General features: G+C 38.3%; 18 protein-coding genes. 9 read left to right on the top strand and 9 right to left on the bottom strand.

Going from position 1 to position 20,124, the window contains the following annotated elements; all coding sequences use genetic code 11:
* Nucleotides 1-45: 45 nt before the first annotated feature.
* From ihfB to gyrA, 6 genes are all read right to left on the bottom strand, one after another.
* A complete protein-coding gene (gene ihfB, locus RI845_RS07690; protein WP_348389151.1) occupies nt 46-330 on the bottom strand; it encodes an integration host factor subunit beta in 285 nt (94 codons plus the stop codon).
* Between the two features lie 238 nt (nt 331-568).
* On the bottom strand, nt 569-2,230 hold the full coding sequence (gene rpsA / locus RI845_RS07685; protein ID WP_348389150.1) for a 30S ribosomal protein S1: 1,662 nt from the start codon (nt 2,228-2,230) through the stop codon (nt 569-571).
* A gap of 121 nt (nt 2,231-2,351) precedes the next feature.
* Nucleotides 2,352-3,032 (bottom strand): (d)CMP kinase, encoded by a 681-nt coding sequence (gene cmk, locus RI845_RS07680; RefSeq protein ID WP_348389149.1) that lies wholly within the window; start codon nt 3,030-3,032, stop codon nt 2,352-2,354.
* Between the two features lie 83 nt (nt 3,033-3,115).
* Nucleotides 3,116-4,399, bottom strand: a complete 1,284-nt coding sequence (gene aroA, locus RI845_RS07675; RefSeq protein ID WP_348389148.1) for a 3-phosphoshikimate 1-carboxyvinyltransferase — start codon at nt 4,397-4,399, stop codon at nt 3,116-3,118.
* Nucleotides 4,400-5,485, bottom strand: a complete 1,086-nt coding sequence (serC, locus tag RI845_RS07670; RefSeq protein WP_348389147.1) for a 3-phosphoserine/phosphohydroxythreonine transaminase — start codon at nt 5,483-5,485, stop codon at nt 4,400-4,402. It lies immediately after the preceding gene.
* 299 nt (nt 5,486-5,784) lie between these two features.
* Nucleotides 5,785-8,505 carry a DNA topoisomerase (ATP-hydrolyzing) subunit A gene (gene gyrA / locus RI845_RS07665; RefSeq protein ID WP_348389146.1) on the bottom strand — a complete coding sequence of 907 codons (2,721 nt, stop codon included), beginning with the start codon at nt 8,503-8,505 and terminating at the stop codon, nt 5,785-5,787.
* A 387-nt stretch (nt 8,506-8,892) separates the two neighbouring features.
* On the opposite strand from gyrA, the gene RI845_RS07660 reads away from it, so the two are divergent.
* The 6 genes from RI845_RS07660 (at nt 8,893) to yfaE (ending at nt 14,874) form a co-directional block, all read left to right on the top strand.
* Nucleotides 8,893-9,096, top strand: a complete 204-nt coding sequence (locus RI845_RS07660) for a TIGR02922 family protein (protein WP_348389145.1) — start codon at nt 8,893-8,895, stop codon at nt 9,094-9,096.
* Between the two features lie 122 nt (nt 9,097-9,218).
* Complete coding sequence (gene ubiG, locus RI845_RS07655) at nt 9,219-9,935, top strand: bifunctional 2-polyprenyl-6-hydroxyphenol methylase/3-demethylubiquinol 3-O-methyltransferase UbiG (protein ID WP_348389144.1); 717 nt, start codon at nt 9,219-9,221, stop codon at nt 9,933-9,935.
* Nucleotides 9,935-10,594 carry an HAD family hydrolase gene (locus tag RI845_RS07650; protein WP_348389143.1) on the top strand — a complete coding sequence of 220 codons (660 nt, stop codon included), beginning with the start codon at nt 9,935-9,937 and terminating at the stop codon, nt 10,592-10,594. The genes ubiG and RI845_RS07650 overlap by 1 nt, the downstream gene beginning before the upstream one ends.
* A 452-nt stretch (nt 10,595-11,046) precedes the next feature.
* The gene (gene nrdA, locus RI845_RS07645) at nt 11,047-13,317 is read left to right on the top strand and encodes a class 1a ribonucleoside-diphosphate reductase subunit alpha (RefSeq protein ID WP_348389142.1); all 2,271 of its coding nucleotides are present in this window, start codon (nt 11,047-11,049) and stop codon (nt 13,315-13,317) included.
* 129 nt (nt 13,318-13,446) lie between these two features.
* Nucleotides 13,447-14,577 carry a class Ia ribonucleoside-diphosphate reductase subunit beta gene (nrdB, locus tag RI845_RS07640; RefSeq protein WP_348389141.1) on the top strand — a complete coding sequence of 377 codons (1,131 nt, stop codon included), beginning with the start codon at nt 13,447-13,449 and terminating at the stop codon, nt 14,575-14,577.
* Between the two features lie 30 nt (nt 14,578-14,607).
* A complete protein-coding gene (gene yfaE, locus RI845_RS07635) occupies nt 14,608-14,874 on the top strand; it encodes a class I ribonucleotide reductase maintenance protein YfaE (protein WP_348389140.1) in 267 nt (88 codons plus the stop codon).
* A gap of 69 nt (nt 14,875-14,943) precedes the next feature.
* On the opposite strand, the gene RI845_RS07630 is transcribed toward yfaE, so the two are convergent.
* Nucleotides 14,944-15,663, bottom strand: coding sequence for a cytochrome b/b6 domain-containing protein (locus RI845_RS07630; RefSeq protein ID WP_348389139.1), 720 nt, complete (start codon nt 15,661-15,663; stop codon nt 14,944-14,946).
* Nucleotides 15,664-15,910: 247 nt separating this feature from the next.
* Here RI845_RS07630 and RI845_RS07625 point away from each other — a divergent pair, with 247 nt between their 5' ends.
* The 3 genes from RI845_RS07625 (at nt 15,911) to RI845_RS07615 (ending at nt 18,082) form a co-directional block, all read left to right on the top strand.
* Nucleotides 15,911-16,135, top strand: a complete 225-nt coding sequence (locus tag RI845_RS07625; protein WP_348389518.1) for a DUF4266 domain-containing protein — start codon at nt 15,911-15,913, stop codon at nt 16,133-16,135.
* Nucleotides 16,126-17,379, top strand: a complete 1,254-nt coding sequence (locus RI845_RS07620; protein ID WP_348389138.1) for a DUF3570 domain-containing protein — start codon at nt 16,126-16,128, stop codon at nt 17,377-17,379. Before RI845_RS07625 ends, RI845_RS07620 begins: the two co-directional genes overlap by 10 nt.
* A gap of 166 nt (nt 17,380-17,545) precedes the next feature.
* Nucleotides 17,546-18,082, top strand: a complete 537-nt coding sequence (locus RI845_RS07615; protein WP_348389137.1) for an Mpo1 family 2-hydroxy fatty acid dioxygenase — start codon at nt 17,546-17,548, stop codon at nt 18,080-18,082.
* A gap of 75 nt (nt 18,083-18,157) precedes the next feature.
* Here the strand turns inward: RI845_RS07615 and dbpA are convergent, their stop codons facing one another.
* Together dbpA and RI845_RS07605 are read right to left on the bottom strand one after the other, a co-directional pair.
* The gene (gene dbpA / locus RI845_RS07610) at nt 18,158-19,543 is read right to left on the bottom strand and encodes an ATP-dependent RNA helicase DbpA (RefSeq protein ID WP_348389136.1); all 1,386 of its coding nucleotides are present in this window, start codon (nt 19,541-19,543) and stop codon (nt 18,158-18,160) included.
* Between the two features lie 209 nt (nt 19,544-19,752).
* Nucleotides 19,753-20,115, bottom strand: a complete 363-nt coding sequence (locus RI845_RS07605; RefSeq protein ID WP_348389135.1) for a hypothetical protein — start codon at nt 20,113-20,115, stop codon at nt 19,753-19,755.
* Between the last annotated feature and the right edge of the window lie 9 nt (nt 20,116-20,124).

The following is a 20,124-nucleotide window of genomic DNA, read 5'->3' as shown; positions in this document are numbered from 1 at the left end:
CAATAAAATTATCACTGACCCCTTTAATGCAATTATTCGTCTGTATTAGATAGAAAGATTGACTCGTTCACGAAGTTCTTTACCAGGCTTGAAGTGTGGTACATATTTACCGTTAAGCTCGACTGATTCGCCTGTTTTAGGGTTACGGCCTACGCGTGGTGCACGGTAGTGCAGTGAAAAACTGCCAAACCCTCTAATTTCTATACGATCACCTTTTTCCAAGGTATCAGCCATCATTTCTAAAATCTCTTTTATCGCTACTTCAACATCTTTTGCTGATAAATGATCTAACTTATCAATTAATTTTTCTATTAGCTCGGACTTCGTCATTTTAACTCCGTTAACATTTTTAATAGGTGAAATATAGCACTTACAATTAAAGCTTTGTAGTGACTTTTGCATACTACTTACGATAAATATCGTTTACGCTTCAGATAGTTATCGTAAATACTTTTTCCCGATACATATAATTTAAGCACAAAAAAGCCGCTAGTGTTAGCGGCTTTTAAAATAAAACTTAAATTTTAACGATTTTTAACTAAATTAAGTTAAAAGTCATTGATAATTCTTAGTTTTTAGCGTTTTTGAATGCTTCTGCCATAGCGCTTAAACCAGTATCTTCAACTTGGTTTAAGTTATCCATAGCTGTACGCTCTTCTGCTTGGTCTTTCGCTTTGATTGATAAGCTGATAGTGCGGTTCTTACGATCAACACCAACAAACTTAGCTTCAACGCTGTCACCAGCTTTAAGAACAGTAGATGCATCTTCAATACGATCTGCAGAGATGTCAGCTACACGTAAGTAACCTTCAACACCTTCAGCTAAATCGATTTTAGCGCCTTTAGCGTCAACTTCGCTTACAGTACCAGTAACGATAGCATTTTTCTTGTTATCGCTTAAGTACATGTTGAACGGATCGTCTTCAGTTTGTTTAACACCTAAAGAGATACGCTCGCGCTCTGGGTCAACTTGTAATACAACAGCTGAAATCTCATCACCTTTCTTGTATTCACGAACAACTTCTTCACCGCCATTCCAAGAAATGTCAGATAAGTGAACAAGACCGTCGATGCCACCGTCAAGACCGATGAAGATACCGAAGTCAGTGATTGACTTGATCTTACCAGAAACTTTGTCGCCTTTATTGAAGTTTTGAGCGAATGCTTCCCAAGGGTTTTGGATACATTGCTTAAGACCTAGAGAAATACGACGACGTTCTTCGTCGATTTCAAGAACCATAACTTCAACTTCATCACCTAAGTTAACAACTTTAGATGGGTGGATGTTTTTGTTAGTCCAATCCATTTCAGAAACGTGAACTAAACCTTCAACGCCTTCTTGGATTTCAACGAAACAACCGTAGTCAGTTAAGTTAGTTACACGACCAGAAAGTTTAGAACCTTCAGGGTAACGCTTAGCGATAGCTGCCCATGGATCTTCACCTAACTGCTTCATACCTAGAGATACACGAGTACGCTCACGGTCGAACTTAAGTACTTTAACTGGGATTTCGTCACCAACGTTAACGATTTCACTTGGGTGCTTAACGCGTTTCCAAGCCATATCAGTAATGTGTAGTAAACCATCGATGCCGCCAAGATCAACGAACGCACCGTAGTCTGTAAGGTTCTTAACGATACCTTTAACTTCTTGGCCTTCTTGTAAAGACTCAAGTAATGCATCACGTTCAACACTGCTTTCAGTTTCGATAACAGCACGACGAGATACAACAACGTTATTACGCTTTTGATCAAGCTTAATAACTTTAAATTCTAAATCCTTACCTTCAAGGTGCGCAGTGTCACGTACTGGACGTACATCTACTAATGAACCTGGTAAGAAAGCACGAATATTGCTAACTTCAACTGTGAAGCCGCCTTTAACTTTACCGTTGATAACACCGATAACAGTTTCTTTTTCTTCGTATGCTTTTTCAAGGAATTGCCAAGCTTCAAAACGCTTCGCTTTTTCACGAGAAAGAATAGTTTCACCGAAACCATCATCAGTTGCATCTAGAGCAACGTCAATTTGATCGCCAACAGCAACTTCAACTTCACCAGAAGTGTTCTTGAATTGATCAATTGAAATTACAGATTCTGACTTAAGACCAGCATCAACGATTACGTTGTCTTTGTTAACAGCAACAACAGTACCTTTGATAATAGAACCAGGGCGTGTTTCGACTTCTTTTAAGCTTTCTTCAAAAAGCTGTGCAAAATTTTCCATCATAACTTGTATATAAACTCAGTTATTAGTCCAATCAACTTCATGTTTCATGGGTAGTTAAATTAGCTTCGTACATCCTTGCAGTAAGCTCTAAATATATTAATAGTACTTGTTAATCAATAAGTTAAGATAACTTATCATTGGCAAACAATAGAATTTTTTCTACTACTTGCTCAATGGTTAATTCAGTAGAATCAACGATTAACGCTCCTTCGGCTGGGACTAACGGCGCGACCTTTCTGTTTTGGTCTCGCTCATCCCGTTGACGTATGTCGTCCAAAAGGCGCCCGATATTAACATCAACACCCTTTTGTTGCAACTGAATCATTCGTCTATTTGCTCTTTCTTCAGCGCTTGCTGTTAAAAATACTTTAACCTTTGCATCTGGAAAAACAATTGTGCCCATATCACGTCCATCGGCTAATAAACCAGGCGCTTCTTTGAATGCTCTTTGGCGACGTAATAATGCTTCTCTTACACGAGGGAAAGCAGCAACTTTAGATGCTACAGCACCAACTTCTTCAGTGCGAATAATGTCAGTAACATCTTCCCCTTCTAACATCACCCGCGGCTCGGCATTTTCAACGATTTTAAATTCTACGTCTAAATGTGAAGCAAGTGGAATTATCGCTTCTTCGTGTTCAACATCAATATCATGATGTTGAGTAGCAACAGCTAATACACGATAAATAGCACCACTATCAAGTAAGTTCCAACCTAATTGTTCGGCAACTATTCTTGATACTGTTCCCTTTCCGGCGCCACTTGGGCCATCAATAGTAATTAATGGAATGCTTTCCGGCATACATATTTGCTCCTAACATAGAAAATCGGCTAAATTATACGGGATTTGTATTTTAAAATCGCGTAAAAAATTGTTCAGTAACATTACGAACACGAAATTTGAGCTAATTTGTCAAAATAATCTGGGAATGTTTTTGCCGTACACTTGGGATCGTTAATCGTAATGGGGGTTTCACTCAAAGCAACAAGAGAGAAACACATTGCTACCCTATGATCGTCATAGGTATCAATTTCAGCGTGTTTCAGAGAACTTGGTGGCGTAATAGTAATATAATCATGACCTTCAATAACGTCAGCTCCAACTTTTCTAAGTTCAGTAGCCATAGCATTTAAACGATCGGTCTCTTTTACCCGCCAATTATAAATATTTCTAATCGTTGTTGTGCCTTTAGCAAAAAGGGCCGTAGTTGCTATGGTCATTGCAGCGTCCGGAATATGATTCATATCCATATCAACAGCTACCAATGGCTTACCTATAACAGTGATTGATTCATCGCTCCAATGAACTTCTGCGCCCATCTTTTCAAGCACATCCGCAAAATGTTTATCGCCTTGAACACTTAATGTACCAACACCATGCACAGTTACCTTGCCGCCTTTAATAGCCCCTGCTGCTAAAAAGTATGATGCTGAAGATGCATCACCTTCAACCATGTATTTATCTAATGCTTTGTATGATTGCATGCCTTTAACAGTAAAAGATTTATAGTCATTATTTTGAACACTAACTCCAAATCTTTGCATAATATCTAAGGTAATATCAATATATGGCTTAGATACCAAGTCACCTTCAATAAGTATTTTGGTATCAGTTTCTAATAAAGGAGCAATCATCAAAATGGCCGTTAAAAATTGACTTGAGATTGAGCCATCAATCGTTACTGAATTTCCAGTCAGAGCTTTGCCCTTAATTTTTATCGGTGGGTAATCTTTATTTTCTAAATATTCTATATCTGCACCAAGCTGGACTAAGGCATCACCTAAATGACCAATTGGGCGTTCTTTCATTCTAGGCTCACCAGTTAACACATATTCACCGTCACTAGCCGCAAGTGCTGCACATAATGGACGCATTGCTGTACCCGCGTTGCCAAGAAAAAGCTCTAAAGGCTGTTCTGTGTTGAAAAAACCATTGTTACCAACAACCGTACATTCTGTTCCACAATCACTTAAAGTGTATTCAATACTTAGGCTTTTTAACGCATTAAGCATATGGTTAATGTCGTCACTAACCAATAAATTGGTGATTTTTGTCACACCGTTTGCTAACGCTGCAATTAACAATGCGCGATTAGATAAACTTTTAGAGCCAGGTAAAAAAACTTCGCCGTTTATTTTAGCAATTGGGTTTAATGTTAACTGTTCCACCTATTTATTCCTCTTTTCAAATTGTTGCATAAAGCTTACTAATGCTTGTACACCTTCTAACGGCATGGCGTTATATATGCTGGCACGCATACCCCCAACAATTCTATGGCCTTTTAACGCTAATAAGCCATTCGCTTTAGCTTCGTCCAAGAACTCAGCATTTAGGCTGTCATCGTTTAGAAAAAATGGAATATTCATGCTGCTACGATTATTAAACGCGATTTTGTTGTAATAAAAATCACTATTATCAATGTAATTATAAAGGCATTGCGCTTTATCTTGGTTTAATTTAGCCATTACCTCTAAACCACCTAGATCTTTTAACCACTGAAAAACTAAACTTGCTAAATACCAAGCATAAGTTGGCGGTGTATTAAACATTGAATCATTATCACTGGTTACCTTGTAATCCAGAATAACTGGCGTTGCTTTTTGCTGATGACCAATCAGATCATCACGAACAATCACTATAGTAAGCCCTGATGGTCCAATATTTTTTTGAGCACCGGCATAAATCAATCCGAATTTTGAAACGTCAATAGGGCGAGATAGTATCGTTGAAGACATATCTGCAACTAACGGTACATTGCCTGTTTCTGGAATTTCGAAAATCTCAATGCCATCTACAGTTTCATTTGGGCAGTAATGAACGAATGCGGCATCTTTATTAATGCGCCAGTGTTCACTAGGTAAAACTGTTTTACTGCCATTACTTTCAGCTACGGCGTCAATCACACGTATATCGCCAAACTTTTCAGCTTCGCTTACCGCACTTTTTGACCAAGATCCTGTAACCACATAATCAGCGGTTTTACCTGCACCTAACAAGTTAAGCGGCACAGCTGCAAACTGTCCACGTCCGCCACCATGACAAAACAGTACTTTATAATTGTCAGGTATATTTAACAGTTCGCGTAAATCAGCTTCCGCGTCGCTTGCAAGTTGCATAAACTCACTACCGCGATGACTTAACTCCATGACCGAACAACCAGTGTTGTTCCAGTTTAGAAATTCAGATTGGGCACGTTGCATTACCGGTTTTGGTAACATTGCAGGGCCGGCGCAAAAGTTATAGATTTCAGTCATGTTTTTTCCACTTCACTACGTTAAGTTTTTAGAAACGAGAGGTTAAAAACTAGTACAAAGATTCGAGAGTCTAGGAACGAAGAGCAAACAGCACAGGCATATATACAGTTTATTTGGAAAATAACTTATTTCGAAATACCGAATTGAGTCATATAAATCGGCTATTCCTGTTTTTCGTTTCTTGTTTCGCTTTAGACTTTCGTGTCTCGTTTCTGTTTAATTCTCGAGTCTCGCTTTTCTCTCTTTTAAAATAAAAATGAGCGGTAAAGACCGCCCATTTTTTAGATTAGAAGTTGAAGTTACTCTTCAGTATCAGACTCTTCATCGGCAGCATCTTCGCTAGCCGCCGTTGACTCTTCACTACTGGTTTCTTCACTACCTTCAGACGTAGGTGCATCACTGCCTTCTTCTGTTGGTAACTCTTCTTCCTCTTCGATTTCGTCGATACGCTGCAGGCCTACAACGTTCTCGTCATCTGCTGTGCGAATTAAACGTACACCTTGGGTATTTCGACCAATGATACTTACTTCATTCACACGAGTACGTACTAACGTACCGTTATCGGTGATGATCATAATTTCATCGGCATCTTCAACCTGTACAGCGCCAACAACGTTACCGTTACGTTCGCTCACTTTAATTGAAACAACACCTTTAGTCGCACGACTCTTCGCAGGGTATTCTTCTAATTCTGTACGCTTACCATAACCGTTTTCTGTTACGGTTAAGATAGCGCCATCGGTTTTAGGAACAATAAGTGAAACAACTTTTTGCTCACCTTCCAACTTAATACCTCTAACACCGGTACCCGTACGTCCAATAGGTTTTAACGCCCATATTTCTTCACCAGTTTCAGGATCAGTTTTTATTTCACCTGTTTCACTGTCACGCTTTTTCTCATTGAAACGAACAACTTTACCTGCATCAGAGAACAACATGATGTCGTCAGTACCATTGGTAATATCAACACCAATTAGGGTGTCATCATCACGAAGGTTTAAGGCAATAATACCATTAGCACGAGGACGAGAATATGCCGTCAATGGCGTTTTCTTAATCGTACCGTCAGCTGTTGCCATAACAATGAACTTGTCATCTTCGTATTCTCTTACCGGTAAAATAGCTGTGATACGTTCATCACTTTCAAGCGGTAAAATATTTACAATTGGACGACCACGTGCAGTTCGAGTTGCAAGAGGTAACTGGAACACCTTCAGCCAGTACAACTTACCACGGTCACTGAAACATAAAATAGTATCATGAGTATTGGCAACCAATAAACGTTCGATGAAATCTTCTTCTTTCATCTTAGTTGCGGCTTTACCTTTACCACCACGACGTTGTGCTTCATATTCTGATAACGGTTGGTACTTCACGTAACCTTCATGAGAAAGGGTTACAACTACATCTTCTTCACTGATTAAATCTTCTAAAGATAAATCATGTGACGCAAGAGAGATTTCAGTACGACGTTCGTCACCAAATTCATCACGTATTACTTCAAGCTCTTCACGAATAACTTCCATTAAACGCTCAGGGCTGCCTAGAATATGCAATAATTCAGCAATAATTTCTAATAACTCTTTGTACTCAGTTAGAATCTTTTCGTGTTCTAAGCCGGTAAGCTTATGCAAACGTAGATCTAAGATTGCTTGAGCTTGTTGCATTGTTAAGTAGTATTTACCGTCAACAATACCAAACTCAGGCTCAACCCACTCTGGGCGAGCTGCATCATCGCCTGCTCGCTCTAGCATTTCAGCTACAGTACCTAGGGTCCAACCTTGGCTTAATAAGCCTTCTTTTGCTTCTGCAGGTGTTGGTGAGTTTTTGATCAGCTCTATGATAGGATCGATGTTACTTAATGCAACGGCTAACCCTTCAAGTAAATGTGCACGTTCACGCGCTTTACGTAATTCGAAGATAGTACGACGAGTAACCACTTCACGACGGTGTAAAACGAATGCTTCAAGCATTTCTTTTAGGTTGAATAACCTAGGCTGGCCATTATCAATAGCAACCATGTTCATACCAAAAGAAACTTGCATTTGAGTAAGCTTATATAAGTTATTTAATATAACTTCACCTACTTCGCCACGTTTAACCTCAATAACCATACGCATACCGTCTTTATCAGACTCATCACGTAGGGCTGAAATACCTTCAAGGCGTTTTTCTTTAACCAACTCGGCCATTTTTTCAATTAGACGAGCTTTGTTTACCTGGTAAGGTAACTCATGAACAACAATAGTTTCTTTGCCGGTTGTTTCATGAACTTCAATGGTGGCACGAGCGCGAATATTTAATTTACCACGACCAGTACGATACGCTTCTTGAATACCTGCAACGCCACTAATAATACCCGCAGTTGGAAAATCAGGTGCTGGGATAAATTCAAATAACTCGTCAACAGTAATGTCTTTGTTTTCGATTAACGCGATACAACCGTTAATGACTTCAGTCAAGTTATGCGGAGGAATGTTTGTTGCCATACCAACGGCGATACCAGAAGAACCATTAACTAAAAGGTTTGGTACGCGGGTAGGCATAACTGCCGGCATGAATTCCTGACCATCATAGTTAGGAACAAAATCAACAGTTTCTTTATCTAAGTCAGCTAAAATTGCATGCGAAATTTTTTGCATGCGAATTTCGGTATAACGCATTGCCGCAGCAGAATCGCCATCAACAGAACCAAAGTTACCTTGGCCGTCAACAAGCATATAGCGTAAGGAGAATGGCTGAGCCATACGAACGATAGTGTCATATACAGCAGTGTCACCATGCGGGTGATACTTACCGATTACGTCACCAACAACACGGGCAGATTTTTTGTAGCCCTTATTCCAGTCATTTCCTAATGCACTCATTGCATAAAGAACACGACGATGAACTGGTTTTAAACCATCTCTTACGTCAGGCAATGCACGCCCAACAATTACACTCATGGCGTAATCAAGGTAAGAGGTTTTTAATTCATCTTCTATATTGACAGGAACGATTTCTTTAGCCAGATCGGTCATAAAACGATGCTTTCCCTAAATGTCAGCAAAAATGCTCAAAATTATTATTATCGAGGCAGAATATTACCATAAAGATAAGATACCCTGCACTTCTTTATTTAGAATAAAGACGACAGATGGTTAATCTAATTGATCAAACAATATTGTGCGTCTTTAACCTAGAAATTACTAGATGTTGAATTAAATAAATTACACAAAAAATGTAACTATTAAACACCTAAATAAACAGTAGTTAAGATTAAACCTTAAACCACCGTTTTTGTCACCCCTTTTTAACTTAAATTATTAAGTTTGTTTACATAATGAATTTAGTTCGTTATAAATAGTTCGTTCACAAAATCATAACAATAAGGTTATGATAAAAGCAGTAATTAAATAAGAAAAATAATGGCAAAACTAAAACAACGTCTCGTTACCATCCTTTATTACGACATTACCTCTTTAGAATTAAATCATGAGGTCGCGTCTTTTCCCCAAAAAGATCAAGGCAGAGTTATTATTTCAGAGGAATTTAAAAAAGGTAAGTCGATTATTGCCGTATGTGATGGCGAAGTTACTGTATTAAATAAAATTGGCGATCGCATCGATTAAGTTTATATATCAACTTCCCCTCTTTGTCCTTTCATATAGTCAATTATCTGTAATTGGCTTTGTCTTTATCATTCGCTTTAAGATAGAATTGATACAGAGCTTAACAGTAAACAATAAATATCATGTCTGAACAATTAAACGTAAACCCGGAAGAAATAGCCAAATTTGAAAAAGTCGCCAGCCAATGGTGGGACTTACATGGCGATTTTAAACCGTTGCATCAAATAAACCCGTTACGTCGCAATTTTATCACCTCACATGTCGGTGATGTTTTTGAAAAGCACATTATCGATGTAGGTTGCGGTGGCGGTATATTAGCAGAAAGTCTGGCTCGTTTAGGGGCAAATGTTACTGGTATAGACATGGGAACAGAGCCTTTAAATGTGGCTAAATTACATGCCCTTGAAGCAGGTGTACCGGTAACTTACGAAAAAATCACAGCTGAACAAAAAGCGGATGAGAATCAACAAGGCTTTGATGTTGTTACCTGTATGGAAATGTTAGAGCATGTGCCTGACCCAGAGTCCATCATTCGAGCGTGTGCAAAAATGGTAAAACCTGGTGGTTATGTATTTTTCTCAACGTTAAATAAAACCACTAAATCGTATTTATTTGCAATTTTAGCCGCAGAGAAACTGTTGAAACTGGTTCCTGACGGCACCCATGACTGGGATAAGTTTATCAGGCCTTCGCAGTTAATCACCTGGGCCGAAAATGCCGGATTAAAATGCTTTGACGCCAGCGGCATTCATTACAACCCAATCACAGAAAATCATAAATTAGCCGATGGATTAGACGTTAACTACATTCTAGCTTTTAAAATGCCAGAGAAAGGTTAATGTTAAACACTGCTAAAGGTGTGCTGTTTGATTTAGATGGCACACTATTAGATACCGCTGATGATTTAGGCGCAGCATTAAACCATTTGCTTCATACCTATGGTTTTCCTGCAGTTTCCAGCAATGAATACCGGCTAGTTGCCTCAGACGGTGTATATCCTTTACTCGATTTAGGCTTTAAAGAGCAATTATCTAAGTTTGACAAAGAAGTGCTACGACAAGAATTTCTCGATTATTATTTAGAAAACATCGCCGTTCACACGACACTATTCCCCGGTATTAAGCAGCTTTTAAACTTAATTGAACACGCTGATATTCCCTGGGGCATAGTCACCAATAAGCCCGCGTTCTTAACCGACCCTCTACTATTGAAATTTAATGAGTTTACTAATTCGCAATCAAATATCAGTGGCGACACAATAAAAGAGCGAAAACCTCATCCGGCACCAATGCTGTTAGCCAGCAGAGAAATTGGTGTTGCAGCTGAGCATATTTGGTATTTAGGTGATGCCAAACGTGACATTGAGGCTGGCAATGCGGCGTTAATGACAACTGTTGCAGTAAAGTGGGGCTATATAAAACCGCTTGATGACTGCATTAAATGGCAAGCAGATCATATTATTTCCAAACCCTTAGATTTAGTAGGGATTAGTAAATAAACAAGTCGTATAAACTTTAATCACATTCGTAACATACTGTTTATTAAGGGGTTTACAGCCCTTATCGCTTTATCGTATAAAGCCTTCGTTTTTATTGCAAAAAAGATTTAAAAAAAGTTTTTAGCGAAAAAAAAATCTTGCTTTTTCGATAACTGGCACAGGTATACACCTTAGTAAGTTAGTTACCACTAACCTAAATTAAGCAAGTTAAAAACACTCCTTAAAAACACTATATCTAGGGGTTGCATTCAAAGCGAAACCACATTACCTTGTGACTAAGCACAAAGAAAAACCCAAGATGTTGTGTATTTTTTAACTAGTTCACATATTGCAGTTGGGTGAAAAATAAAGCAGGGATAGCAGATATAGTATTACTGCGCTTTGCCTTAGTAAAATTACAATAAAAATAATTAAATCTATAAACTAATAAATACTATAAAGACAGGTCATTCATGAATAACAACCTTTTTGTCACCAAGCGCAATGGTGAAAAAGAACCTATCGATCTCGATAAAATCCATCAAGTAATAGACTGGGCAGCAGAAGGATTAGATTCCGTTTCAGTTTCTCAGGTAGAAATCAAATCACACATTCAGTTTTATGACGGTATCAAAACTGAAGACATTCATGAAACCATCATTAAAGCAGCTGCTGACTTAATCTCGGAAGAAACACCGGATTATCAATATTTAGCGGCGCGTTTAGCGATATTCCATTTACGTAAAAAGGCGTACGGTAAATATGAACCGCCGGCGTTATTTGAGCACGTAACTAAAATGGTTAATGCTGGTAAATATGACAAGCATTTAACTGAAGACTACACTGCTGAAGAATTTGCCACTTTAGACAGCTATATCGATCATGATCGCGATAAGAATTTCAGTTACGCTGCTGTTAAGCAATTAGAAGGTAAATACCTGGTACAAAACCGTGTAACTGGTGAGATTTACGAAAGTGCGCAGTTTTTATACATGCTAGTGTCGGCCTGTTTATTTGCAAAATACCCAAGTGAGACTCGTTTAGAGTATATCAAAGGCTTTTACGACGCGATTTCAAGCTTTAAAATTTCATTGCCTACACCAATTATGGCTGGTGTTCGTACCCCTACTCGTCAGTTTTCATCATGTGTATTAATAGAAGCCGGCGATAGCTTGGATTCAATTAATGCAACAACCAGTGCAATTGTGAAGTATGTATCACAGCGTGCAGGTATTGGTATTAATGCCGGACGTATCCGTGCATTAGGTAGCTCTATTCGTAACGGCGAAGCATTCCATACCGGTTGTATCCCATTTTATAAGCATTTCCAGACCGCCGTAAAAAGTTGTTCTCAAGGTGGTGTGCGTGGTGGTGCTGCAACGTTATTCTACCCACTATGGCATTTAGAAGTAGAAAGCTTATTAGTGCTTAAAAATAACCGTGGTGTTGAAGAAAACCGTGTTCGTCATTTAGATTACGGCATTCAATTTAACAAAACCATGTATCAGCGTTTAATTAAAGGCGATTACATTACGTTATTCAGCCCTTCAGATGTTCCGGGGTTGTATGATGCTTTCTTTGAAGATCAAGATAAATTTGAAGCCTTATATGTTCAATACGAAAACGATGATTCGATTCGTAAAAAACGTATTAAAGCAATAGAGTTATTCACTTTGTTCGCTCAAGAGCGTGCAAGTACCGGCCGTATTTATTTACAAAACGTTGATCACTGTAATACGCACAGCCCATTTGATCCAAGCGTAGCGCCGGTTCGTCAATCTAATCTTTGTTTAGAGATTGCCTTACCGACTAAACCAATGAATGACATTAATGACGAAAACGGCGAAATAGCCCTTTGTACATTATCTGCATTTAACCTTGGTAAAATTGACAGCTTGGACGAATTGGAAGGCTTAGCCGATTTAGCTGTTCGTGCCCTTGATAATTTATTAGATTACCAAGACTACCCTGTCGCTGCTGCGTTAAGCGCAACTATGGGCCGTCGTACACTAGGTATAGGCGTAATTAACTATGCATATTATTTAGCTAAAAACGGTGTATTTTATTCAAACGGCAGTGCCAATAACCTTACTCACAGAACGTTTGAAGCTATTCAGTTCTATTTGTTGAAAGCGTCTAACAACTTAGCAAAAGAGCAAGGTGCCTGTCCTAAGTTTAATGAAACACGTTTATCGCAAGGTATTTTACCAATTGATACCTACAAAAAAGACATTGATAAGATTTGTTCAGAAAGCTTACACCTGGACTGGGAAGGATTACGCGCCAGCATTAAGGAGCACGGTGTACGAAACTCAACAGTATCTGCGTTAATGCCGTCTGAGACGTCTTCACAAATTTCAAATGCGACCAACGGCATTGAACCACCACGAGGTTTAATCAGTGTTAAAGCAAGTAAAGATGGCATATTGAAGCAGGTTGTGCCTGAGTATGAAAAACTTAAACACAACTATGAGTTACTTTGGAACATTCCTGATAACACTGGTTATTTAGAATTAGTAGGGATTATGCAAAAGTTTGTTGACCAAACCATTTCAGCAAACACTAATTATGATCCTAACAAGTTTGAAAACGGTAAAGTGCCAATTAAACAAATTTTAAAAGACATTTTACTTGGTTATAAGCTTGGCGTTAAAACCATGTATTACCATAACACCCGTGATGGTGCTGATGACAGCATGGTTGATGGTGACGATGATTGTGCCGGCGGCGCATGTAAAATTTAAGAGTTTAACCAACTCTGATAAACCGCAGACGGATAAAGTCCTCTGCGGTTTTAGTCCAACTATTAGAAATAAATTTAATGGAAACACTAATAACTCACGACATAAATGAGGTGTTTTCAGGGAGTAACAATGTCGTATTCAACGTTTAATCAGACTAAAAATAACCCGCTCTTAGAGCCAATGTTTATGGGTCAAACTGTAAATGTTTCTCGTTTTGATCAACAAAAGCACCCTATTTTTGAAAAATTAATTGAAAAACAATTATCATTTTTCTGGCGCCCAGAAGAAGTAGATATTTCTAAAGATAGAGCTGACTGGCAATCACTTACCAATAGTGAAAGACATATTTTTATTTCTAATTTGAAGTATCAAACCCTACTGGACTCGATTGCTGCACGTAGCGTAAACGTTTGTATGTTGCCACTTGTGTCTATTCCTGAACTTGAAACATGGATTGAGACATGGGGTTTTTACGAGACAATTCACTCACGTTCATACACACATATTTTGCGTAATTTATTTACTGATCCAAGTGAAATTTTTGACGATATCGTAATCAATGAAAATATCCTTAATCGTGCCAGTGCAATCAGTAAATACTTTGATAGGGTTATTTTGCTTACGCAATTATTCCAATCACAAGGAGAAGGTACTTACACTGTTGAAGGCGAAGAAGTTGTCGTAACAGTACGTGAAATTAAAAAAGCACTGTATCGCTCTGTATGTTCAACTAACGCGTTGGAAGCTATCCGTTTCTATGTATCGTTTGCATGTTCATTTGCCTTTGCTGAGCGAGAATTGCTCGAGGGTAATGCAAAAATCATCAAATTGATTGCGCGTGACGAAGCCGTGCACTTAACCGCTACTCAACATATTCTAAATATTTGGGCGACTGGCAAAGACGACCCTGAGATGCAAGAGATCTCACAAGAGTTGCATCAAGAAGGTTTAGAGCTGTTTTTAGACGTTATTGAACAAGAAAAAGAATGGGCCGATTACCTATTTAAAGACGGTTCAATGATCGGACTTAATGCTGAAATTTTAAAACAATACATTGAGTATCTTTCAAACCAACGTTTAGCAGCAATTGGCTATGAGCCACAATTTGCTATTAAGAGTAATCCACTACCTTGGATCAACTCTTACTTATCAAGTGATAACGTGCAAGTTGCTCCTCAAGAAACAGAAATCTCATCATACCTGGTAGGCCAAACAGACAGTGCCGTTGATGCCAGTGATTTTGATGATTTTGACTTATAAGCGTTTACTAACTTATATTGATGCCTATCAATGAGTAAACAAGTCATTATCGATGGTAAGGTTGTTGAAGAAAAATTCGACAACCTTATTTTCAAAACTACCCTCGAATTTCTCGAATCTAATAATATCGACATTCATTTTCATTGCCGTGATGGATTTTGTGGAGCCTGCAGAGTTACCCTTGAGCAAGGTGAAATTGAATACATTAATGGTGAGCCGTTAGCGTTTGTGCGTGACGGGGAAGTATTACCTTGCTGCTGTATCCCTAAAACAGATATAGTTATTAGTACTGAATAATTAATACTCATTTCGACAATACTTACAAGACTCAATAATAACCAGCCCCTTTTAGCTTAAATGCCACCTTTAATCTTTTGGTAATGTTTTATAGCCGTTAATCATTGCTGACGTAATTGCCGACTTTTCTTTTCGTTCCGTAAAAATCACCCCTGCCACATGCAACGGGATCAATAATAATAAAAGATAAAATGAATAAACATGTGCGGTAATAAATGGTGCGCGTAGATCACGCATTGCCTGATACTTTTCAGCATCAATATTAACTTTAGAGTAAGGCTTAATCAGTTTAATTTGAGTGCTATCAATGGCAACTTGTTCTTTAAAATAACCTCCTAACGGCGGATAGTAGATATCGGTACCAGCAATGACCAAACCTGACACCATTTGCACACTGAGCGCTAAGAACATGGCAGTAATCATTAACTTGCCTGCAGGGTTATGGCCTTTGTAATGTTTAGTTTTACCTAAACGATATTTCTTAAATTCTGAAGCGAAACCCTTGTTAAATGCCAAGGTTGCCCCCCACTTCTCAAAACCCGTTCCAAAAAAGCCTACAAGCACTCTACACAGCAAATTTATACAAAATGCATAGCCAACCAGTACATGACAGGTTTTTAATAATATTTTACCATCACTAGTAACACCAAGTGCTTTACTATTTAAAATGATTAAGCCGATAGCAATCAGTAAAAACACGCACAACACATTTAACCAGTGAAAAAAACGTATCTTTTTGCTCCAAACATAAACCAAAGCTAACGATTTTGATGAGTTTTTATTTTGCATAATAACCTCCATCTGAACGTGACATAAAATGTATTTTTAAAAACCTTATACAAGCTAAACATTTTAACTTATCATTAACATAACAAAGATCTCTGATACTCTTATGATTAGGATCAACAATAGGCAATTTAGCCTTTGCGGCTCAATAAACAAGCTAAGCTCGTACTGAACTCTTCGATGTTTAAACAATAAAAATACGTTCGCTTAAATAGCAAAATTACGAACCGAAAAACATGGAACGAACATGATGAACAGAAACTTCAAACTATCAATACTTACCATCAGTATTACATTGGCAACCGGCTGTTCAAGTTTAGGTGTAGAGCCTTGGGAAAGAGATCTGTTAGCAAAGCGTCAAATGGCCTTAACCTCATCCCCTATTGATGCATCGCTTGATGATCATATATATTTCTCTAAAGAAGCGTCTAGTGGAGGCCGCAGTTTTGCTGGTGGAGGTTGCGGGTGCAACTAAAGGATAACGTTAGTCTAAAATCAGCCCTTACCGCAGCAACCTGCTCTTTACTCGGTAGCCAGGCAAATGCAGAAGAGGATGGCAGCTGGAAGTTTGATACTGCGCTAATGTATTACGGTGAAAGCGAACGAGTAACGGCGGTAGAGGGAATTATCGCTGGCACAAAAGAGTTTAATGATGAACATTTTTTAAATTTAAAATTTACCATCGACTCCCTTACCGGAGCATCAGCAAACGGTGCTGTTGCACAACCACATGCACAAACATTCTCGCGCCCATCTGGTCATGGCAGCTTTGACGTGGATGCTTATGAAACGCCATTAGATGACACGTTTAAAGATACCCGAGTCCAATTAAATGCCCAATGGACTCAGCCGTTATCACCCGAGTATACAGCGAGTACAGGGCTGCATTTATCAAAAGAGTATGACTACCTATCATTGGGATTAAACGGCAGTTTAGGCCGATATTTCAATAAAAAAAACACCACTGTTTCAGTAGGTATATCCTACTCTCATGATGTTATTGAACCAGAGGGAGGTATAAATAAACCTTTTGCAGAAATGCTTATACCACCAACAGGGGATAAAGATACTATCGCCAGCGACGACTCAAAAGATACATTTGACCTGTTATTTGGCTTAACTCAAGTAATAAACCGTCGCATGATCATGCAATTAAACTATTCGATATCACAAGTTAACGGTTATATGACGGATCCGTTTAAAGTATTGTCTGTAGTGAATTCAGACGGCTATAGCATTAAGCAGTTATACGAACATCGTCCTGATGAACGAACTAAACAAAGTGTATTTGGGCAAACAAAATATCATTTTGATACAACAGTATTAGATTTCTCTTATCGTTATATGTGGGATGATTGGGAAATAAAGTCACACACCTTTGATGTTCGCTATTACATTCCTTTTTATGATGGCTATCTTGAGCCACATGTACGTTATTACATGCAAGAAGCCTCAGAATTTTATCGACCATTTTTACTTGAAACAGAGTCTGTGCCTGAATTTGCCAGTGCCGATTATCGGATAGGTGAAATGGATGGATTAACCTTGGGTATTAAATATGGTCTTCCACTTAAAAGTGGTAATGAATTTTCATTTAGACTGGAGTTCTTCCAACAATCACCAACCAACCCTGGTTTTAAAGAAGTTGGAGTATTACAAGACGTAGAATTATTTGAACGTGTCGAAGCAGTAATAGTACAGGTCAGTTATTCATTTTAGTCAATGCTTTGACGATACGTCTACTTGCACCTGCTAAGGTAGTTGCGAGATAAATCATTTAGTTTTGCATTATTTTGCCCATCTGGTCAGACTACTTTACAGTTGCTGAATAAATTGCCATCATGAGCATATTGCCAAACTAAAATAAAAATCTATAGGGCTTAAAATGAAGAACGTTGTAGAACAATTATCCCAATATAAAAGTGTGCACTTTAATAAGATGAATATTAAAACTCACTTTGTTGGTATACCGCTGATAATCTTATCACTGACTATTTTATTAAGTTTAATCACTTTTCAATTGGGTGATTTAACTGATCCAACAAACGTTACTCTCGCAATGATATTTTACAGTTTTGCCATCATTTACTACTTTATATTGCACTGGCGATTAGCATTAGGCATGGTCGCTTATATAATCCCAAATTTATATGTTGCCAGCTTAATTGCACCGGTTGAAGGTGCGTTATGGATTGCAATTGCTGTGTTTGTAATTGGTTGGATTTTCCAGTTTATTGGCCATTACTATGAAAAGGCAAAACCCGCTTTTGTCGATGACTTTAAACAATTGTTGATTGGCCCATTTTTTCTTATGGCAGAGGTTTATTTTGTCTTAGGTTGGGAGAAGAAATTGCTTGCTGACATAACGCCCCTAGCTCGAGATAAACGTAGAGCGTTAGAAGCGAAAAACAGAGCTGAATAGAACATCACTAACTTGTAAAACATCGCTTGGAGAAACTGACCAATCAGTCTGTTTCTCCAAAGTAACCCTGCAAAGCTATCGTATTACTCGAATTCTAAAGTTACGACCTTTAATTTTTCCATCTTCTAATTTTTTCAATGCAACTTTATGCGCATTGCGTTTAACCGCTACATAAGCAAAATTTTGTGCGACATTAATTTTCCCGACTTGGTCACCTTTTATGCCTTTATCACCCGTTAACGCCCCTAAAATATCACCTGGGCGAACTTTGTCACGCTTACCACCACTGATTTGAATTGTGATCATATCAGGACGTAAAGGCAACGCATTCAGCGCATTGATATGCGGCAATTGCTCACCTGTGATTTTTTGATCTAGGTAATCTTCTAATAAGGCAACCTTATAGCTTTCTTTATCGCTATATAATGAACAAGCTAAACCTTTACTGCCTGCACGACCAGTACGGCCTATTCGATGTACGTGTACTTCTGTATCTAAAGCAATATGATAATTTACTACCATATCCAGATTATCAATATCTAAACCTCGCGCAGCAACATCTGTCGCGACAAGAACATTGGCGCTTTTGTTGGCAAAGCGAACCAAGGTTTGATCTCTATCACGCTGATCTAAATCACCGTGTAATGCCAGTGTACTAAAACCGAAAGACACTAATTCATCAGCGACTAACTGTGCATCCTTTTTGGTATTACAAAACACGACACAAGATTCTGGTTTATTCTCCAGCAATAACAGCTGTAATGCTTGCAGGCGCTCTTCATTGTCTTGTACATGATAAAAATGTTGAGAAATACTGCTGTCATCATGAGTAGATTCAACCTTAACCATTGTTGGTAAGGTCATGATCCGCTCTGAGATTTGCTTTATTTTATTTGGAAATGTAGCACTGAATAATAATGTTTGTCGGTATTTAGGCGAATGACGAACAATATTGTCTAACGCTGGTTGGAACCCCATATCAAGCATACGATCAGCTTCATCAAGAATTAATAGGTTTAAGTTCTCTAAGTTTAATGTACCTTTAATTACATGTTCTTCAACGCGCCCTGGCGTACCAACAATAATATGAGCGCCATGTTCAAGTGAGCCTATTTGTGGCCCAAATGGTGTACCACCACATAGGGTTAATATCTTAATATTATGAATAGAACGTGCCAATTTACGTAACTCTTTGGCAACCTGATCAGCCAACTCTCGAGTTGGACACAACACTAAAGATTGGATACGGAATCGTTTAACATCAAGTTTTTGTAATAAACCTAAGCCAAATGCCGCCGTTTTTCCTGAACCGGTTTTACCTTGGCCAATAACATCTTTACCGGCAATGATATCTGGTAAACTCTGCTCTTGAATAGGCGTCATAGATTCATAACCCAATGATTCTATATTGGTTAATAATTCTGGTTTTAATGCTAGGGTAGAAAATTTAGATTGGCTCAAAGTTGTGTCCCACTGGAATAGCTACTCAATGATCAATTGTGATCAGTTTTTATGGTGTTGATTATATACCCGTTACCTTTCAAAGTGTAGAATTTCAGAGTGGAGTTACAAACTTAAAGCCATCCATGGCAGTTTGCATTCCTTCATCCTTGAAGTAAAAAAGGAGCTTCGCAGCTCCTTTAGTCAACATTTGTTTGTTAAATACCTGCTTAACCGTCAATATCTTTTAAGAATTTGTAATTACCTTTAATATCGGCTTTGTATTCATCACATAACTCCCCTACTGGCGCTTTGGTTTTTAACACACCGTATTGTCGGTGAGCTTCTACTTTAATGGTTTCCCAGCTTACGCCTTCAATCGTATGAAACCCCTCACTGAAAGCCTTCAGTTTTGCCATTTCTTTGACTTTTTCACCATCGATTGGTTTATCACAATCACGTTCTAAATAAATGAGTTTGCTAACGGCCTCAGTAAGCAACTCTTCTACTTGTTTAATTTCGGACTTTGACAACGATTCGTCAGCAAATGAATTAAAACTTAAAATGGACAGTACTATTAATAAAACTCTCATATTATTTTC

The sequence above is a fragment of the Thalassotalea nanhaiensis genome (assembly GCF_031583575.1).
In the GTDB taxonomy this organism is placed as follows: Bacteria; Pseudomonadota; Gammaproteobacteria; order Enterobacterales; family Alteromonadaceae; genus Thalassotalea_A; species Thalassotalea_A nanhaiensis.
The sequence above is the reverse complement of the archived record's forward strand: the minus strand, read 5'-3'. Positions and strand labels throughout refer to the sequence as shown.

Excerpts from the sequence above, each read along its gene's own strand:
- RI845_RS07615 (WP_348389137.1), top strand. The coding sequence starts at position 17,546 with ATGAAGAACGTTGTAGAACAATTATCCCAATATAAAAGTGTGCACTTT.
- yfaE (WP_348389140.1), top strand. The coding sequence starts at position 14,608 with ATGAGTAAACAAGTCATTATCGATGGTAAGGTTGTTGAAGAAAAATTC.
- gyrA (WP_348389146.1), bottom strand. The coding sequence starts at position 8,505 with ATGACCGATCTGGCTAAAGAAATCGTTCCTGTCAATATAGAAGATGAA.
- RI845_RS07650 (WP_348389143.1), top strand. The coding sequence starts at position 9,935 with ATGTTAAACACTGCTAAAGGTGTGCTGTTTGATTTAGATGGCACACTA.
- RI845_RS07660 (WP_348389145.1), top strand. The coding sequence starts at position 8,893 with ATGGCAAAACTAAAACAACGTCTCGTTACCATCCTTTATTACGACATT.
- cmk (WP_348389149.1), bottom strand. The coding sequence starts at position 3,032 with ATGCCGGAAAGCATTCCATTAATTACTATTGATGGCCCAAGTGGCGCC.
- RI845_RS07630 (WP_348389139.1), bottom strand. The coding sequence starts at position 15,663 with ATGCAAAATAAAAACTCATCAAAATCGTTAGCTTTGGTTTATGTTTGG.
- rpsA (WP_348389150.1), bottom strand. The coding sequence starts at position 2,230 with ATGATGGAAAATTTTGCACAGCTTTTTGAAGAAAGCTTAAAAGAAGTC.
- nrdA (WP_348389142.1), top strand. The coding sequence starts at position 11,047 with ATGAATAACAACCTTTTTGTCACCAAGCGCAATGGTGAAAAAGAACCT.
- RI845_RS07605 (WP_348389135.1), bottom strand. The coding sequence starts at position 20,115 with ATGAGAGTTTTATTAATAGTACTGTCCATTTTAAGTTTTAATTCATTT.
- serC (WP_348389147.1), bottom strand. The coding sequence starts at position 5,485 with ATGACTGAAATCTATAACTTTTGCGCCGGCCCTGCAATGTTACCAAAA.
- ihfB (WP_348389151.1), bottom strand. The coding sequence starts at position 330 with ATGACGAAGTCCGAGCTAATAGAAAAATTAATTGATAAGTTAGATCAT.
- ubiG (WP_348389144.1), top strand. The coding sequence starts at position 9,219 with ATGTCTGAACAATTAAACGTAAACCCGGAAGAAATAGCCAAATTTGAA.
- nrdB (WP_348389141.1), top strand. The coding sequence starts at position 13,447 with ATGTCGTATTCAACGTTTAATCAGACTAAAAATAACCCGCTCTTAGAG.
- RI845_RS07625 (WP_348389518.1), top strand. The coding sequence starts at position 15,911 with ATGAACAGAAACTTCAAACTATCAATACTTACCATCAGTATTACATTG.